The organism is bacterium (assembly GCA_035295165.1).
GTDB lineage: Bacteria > Sysuimicrobiota > Sysuimicrobiia > Sysuimicrobiales > Segetimicrobiaceae > JAJPIA01.
This window is the reverse complement of sequence record DATGJN010000023.1, coordinates 1-4,200: the sequence shown is the minus strand read 5'-3', so window position 1 is coordinate 4,200 and position 4,200 is coordinate 1. Positions and strand designations below refer to the sequence as shown.

Annotated in this window: 6 protein-coding genes; 4 read left to right on the top strand and 2 right to left on the bottom strand. The window is 62.7% G+C overall.

The annotated features are described in order from the left end of the window. Positions 1-244: hypothetical protein (locus tag VKZ50_03290; GenBank protein HLJ58737.1), on the top strand; the 244-nt coding region annotated here is incomplete at its 5' end. 383 nt (positions 245-627) lie between these two features. Here the strand turns inward: VKZ50_03290 and istB are convergent. Next, positions 628-1,461: an IS21-like element helper ATPase IstB gene (gene istB, locus VKZ50_03285; protein ID HLJ58736.1), complete on the bottom strand. Its 834-nt coding sequence runs from the start codon at positions 1,459-1,461 to the stop codon at positions 628-630. On the opposite strand from istB, the gene VKZ50_03280 reads away from it, so the two are divergent. From VKZ50_03280 to VKZ50_03270, 3 genes are all read left to right on the top strand, one after another. Next, complete coding sequence (locus VKZ50_03280) at positions 1,437-1,847, top strand: hypothetical protein (protein HLJ58735.1); 411 nt, start codon at positions 1,437-1,439, stop codon at positions 1,845-1,847. The two genes, istB and VKZ50_03280, sit on opposite strands and share 25 nt — an antisense overlap. A gap of 57 nt (positions 1,848-1,904) precedes the next feature. Continuing rightward, positions 1,905-2,689 (top strand): IS5 family transposase gene (locus tag VKZ50_03275; protein HLJ58734.1). Its coding sequence is split into 2 segments (ribosomal slippage): positions 1,905-2,247 and positions 2,247-2,689, totalling 786 coding nucleotides; the frame shifts between segments, so codons are not numbered across the junction. Between the two features lie 44 nt (positions 2,690-2,733). After that, positions 2,734-3,231: a hypothetical protein gene (locus tag VKZ50_03270; protein ID HLJ58733.1), complete on the top strand. Its 498-nt coding sequence runs from the start codon at positions 2,734-2,736 to the stop codon at positions 3,229-3,231. A 137-nt stretch (positions 3,232-3,368) separates the two neighbouring features. On the opposite strand, the gene VKZ50_03265 is transcribed toward VKZ50_03270, so the two are convergent. Beyond that, positions 3,369-4,200 (bottom strand): trypsin-like peptidase domain-containing protein (locus tag VKZ50_03265; GenBank protein HLJ58732.1); only part of this gene is annotated, 832 nt, incomplete at its 5' end.

Genomic DNA, 4,200 nt, shown 5'->3' with positions numbered 1-4,200 from the left:
CGACGAGCTGGTCCTTGCTGTGAGCTTCAAGACCACGAACCTGATCGAGAGCGTGATGAGCCGCCTTGAGGCACGGACCCATCGGGTCACCCACTGGCGGACCAGTGATCAGAAGCTGCGCTGGTGCGCCGCCGCGCTCTGGGCGATGGAGCGGCAATTCCGCCGCGTCAAGAACTACCGGCACCTCCCCTTGCTGAAACAGGCGCTGCAGACCAAACTCGTGCTCACATCCACCGCGGCCTAACCACCGCGACACCACGCGGCATCGCCTGTATTTCAACTACGTTCGGGAGTGCGCTGGTGAAACTGACGAGAACCTGCGGGTGAAAGTCCCGCCCGGTCAGCGCCGTAGCGGGCAGGCCGGTACCGAGTCTTGCGGGCGTCGCGGTAACGCGCGGTCCGAAGCGTAGACAGGGATCATGTGGGGTGCCGTGCAACCAGCCTCGATAAGTAGAATCTCGCGAAGGCTGAGGTGCTTCCCAACACCGAAGGCTGCATGTGGGCCATCGTTAGGCGGGATGGTCTCGCTTCGCCGGGGTGGGTGGCGGTATCACGTATGTGTGCAAGTACACCCAAATTCCCGCACGTTCTGAACAGGCAAATTCCCGCAGGCGGGTGGTGCGTAGGTCAGGATGGTGTGGCACCTCCGGAAGTGGAGTGGGGGTGAGTCGGCGTGTCGGGCCGCGGCCCGAGTAGGGCGCCGAGTTCGCGGAGGGGATAGCTCCGGCCGTCGATGTGCAGGACCTGGACGTGGTGGAGCAAGCGGTCCAGGATCGCGGTGGTCAAGATCTCGTCATCGGCGAAGACGGCCGGCCAGTCGCGCACGTGCTTGTTCGAGGTGAGCACGATGCTCCCGCGTTCATAGCGGGCGGAGACGAGTCGGAAGAAGAGATTGGCTTCACTACGGTCTAACGGGCGGAAGCCGACCTCGTCGACGATGAGGAGCGCCGAATTGAAGTAGCGCTTGGCCCGGAGCCGCGCCGGCGGGACGGCGGCATCGGCCCGGAGCACGTGCATGAGATCGTCGAGCACGAAGTGGCTCACCGAAAAGCCGTTCTTGATCGCCTTGACGCCTAACGCCGTGGCGAGATGGCTTTTCCCGACGCCTGGCGGCCCCAGAAAGAGCACGTTCGTCTTCTCCCGGATGTAGCTGCACGTCGCCAGCGTCTCGATCTGGCGGCGATCGACGCGGGGCTGAAAGCTCCAGTCGAAATCCTCGAGGGTCTTGCCGGTGGGGAGCCCCGAGAGCTTGAGCATCGTCGTCACACGCCGCTCGTCCGTGCGCTCGAGCTCGCCCGTGAGCACGAGCTCGAGGAAGCTGAGCGGCGAGAGCTGTTCCCTGGTGCACTGCTCGACCAAGTCCGAGAGACAGCTCGCCGGATAGTCGAGGCCTAACGTCGCCAGCTTCGCGGCAACCGGATCGAGCGTCACCACCGGTGCCTTCTTGGGGAGGGGACTCATCGCCGCGCCTCCTCGACCAAGGTGCGCCAATAACGCAGCTCGGCAAAGACGCGAGCCAAGCCGTTGATTACTTCCGCTCTGGTCACCCAATTAAGGGAACAGTCAAACTGGCCCTTGCCGTGGGCGCTGTTGCCGGACCTGAAGAGGAAGGTGGTAGGCTCGCTCTTGCCGAAGGGGAGGAAGTGGTGTTTTCGGGAAGCAAGATCTCGAGCGCTCTCGCGAAAGTACTCAAGATCGAACGAAGGGAGCTAGGCAACAGAATTGAAGCGATTAAGAAGGCGGCTGGTCTTTCGGGCAAGGAGAACGTAATCATTACGAATCACGGAAACGTGTTTAGCAAGGCGACGAAAGAGTTCCTAGAAGTCATCTCACAAATGAAATTATGAAACCTGCTGGCATCCGGCATGCTGTCGTCTCAACATCATCTGCACCCGAGGCGACCGATGGATTTGACCGATGCCCAGTGGGCCGTGCTCCATCCGCTGCTGCCGCGGCCGCGCATCCGACGCGATCGACGCGGTCGGCCGTGGCGTGATCCGCGCGACGTGCTGAACGGGATTCTCTGGATCCTGCGCACGGGCGCGCCGTGGGCCGACCTCCCCGCTCGCTATCCCTCGCCCAAGACCTGTCATCGGCGGTTCCAACACTGGCGAGCGGACGGGACGCTCGAGGCCGTGCTGCGCGCGCTCGCGCAGGATTTGGAGGAACGCGGGCAGCTCGATCTCTCCGAATGCTTCATCGACGCCACCTACGCGGGGGCGAAAAAAGGAGCGCCTGTGTCGGGCCCACCCGCCGCGGCAAAGGGACCAAGATCATGGCAGTGGCAGACGGCGCTGGTCTTCCTCTCAGCGTATCCATCGCAAGTGCTTCGCCGAATGAGGTCACGCTCGTCGACGCCGCGCTCGACGCCCTCCTAACGGAGGGAACGCCGGCGCACCTCATCGGCGACAAGGCGTATGACAGTGACGCGCTCGACGCCCGCTTGCGGCAGGAACGCCGGATCGAGATGATCGCGCCGCATCGCCGCCGGCGCCGCCGCCCGCGCACCCAGGATGGGCGGGCGCTCCGGCGCTATCGCCGCCGCTGGAAGATCGAACGGCTCTTCGCCTGGCTGCACAACTTTCGTCGGTTAGTCACCCGCTACGAACGCCATGCCGCCAACTTCCTCGCCTTCGTCCAGCTGGGCTGCATCGTGATCCTGCTGCGGCAATTTCCATTTGTGAGATAGGTTCTAGACAACCTGCACGATGTACATCCGAACAAGTGATAGTTGTGACATTCATCATTACCATTCTTTCTGTGGATGCTCGAGAGGCCTACGAAGGTCGCTCACCGCCACTTCTCGTCGAGCCGGTAGTAGTCGACGGACTCGAGGACGCGAGAGCGGGCAATATCTCGGCGCTCCGCCGGTTCCCGAATGTGCCAACGGGTGGCCTCGCGTATCACATGCTACTCGACGAAGATGGCTATCAGTCGTCCAACGCGTTTTTCGAATATGCTAAGGACCCTGATGAAGCGGCGTTCCTAGCGATACCGAGACGACTTAGAGCGCAGTTTGCAAACGTACTACGCGACCTTATTGAACTGTCTCCGACTCGGCGGGCTGTACTCATTCTGGAAGACAATGGGCACGTTACGGACCCAGAGCTCACCGCAGAAGAAATCCGGACCATTGAGCGCCTCGGTCCGATTTCGCTGACTGAATTTTGGCATGCAGCGGATCGCCATGTGATACGTGAAGATTCCGTCGTTGTAATCGGAACATGGTGAATCGAGACTCGACGCAGGAGGTGTGTAATGAAGAAAGAGGAGGTAGGTTCAACGGTCAGCGCAACGCTGGCTGATCTTACGATGATGATAGCGAGAGCGCGCTCTGCCGCACAAATCGATTTCTTGCTGGCGAGCTGTTAGTCAACCCGGGCGCGACTCTCGACCGGCATCACGTGTGCCGTGACACGCCGCCCATCCCGCAACACCACCGCCTCCACCCGCTCCCCAATCCTGTCTTCCGTTAGCACTCGCTGCAGGTCGTCGATCCCGCTCACCACCTCCTCTGCGAGCCCGATGATGATGTCCCCCGCCCGCAACCCGCCCCGCTCCGCCGGACTCCCACGCTCCACACCCGTCACCAACACCCCGCCCGCCGCCGCGAGATGCTCGAGCGCCGCCCGCCGCCGCGACAACGGTATCGTCTGCCCCACCACGCCCAACCAACTCCGCCTCACTCGCCCGTCCCGAATCAACCGCGGAATTACGAACCGCGCCGTATCAATTGGTATCGCAAAACAAATCCCCTGCGCCCCCTGAATAACGGCCGTGTTCACGCCGATCACCTCGCCCCGCGAGCTCACCAACGGTCCGCCGGAATTGCCGGGATTCAAAGCAGCATCGGTCTGAATAATCCCGTCTATGAGCCGACCCGACTCCGCCCGCATGGTCCTGCCTAACGCAGACACCACGCCCGCCGTCACGGTCGCCTGAAACCCGAGCGGATTCCCGATCGCGATCACCAGCTGCCCCGGCCTGAGCGCCTTGGACTCGCCTAACGGCGCCGCCACCAGCGCCGGCCCGTGCACCCGCACCACTGCCAGATCGGTATCCGGATCGTCCCCCACGAGCTCCGCCGCCATCGCCGTACCGTCCGGCAACGTGCACTTGATCGACTCCGCACCGTGCACCACGTGGCTGTTCGTCAACACGAACCCGTCCGGCGTGAACACGAACCCCGACCCCGTTCCC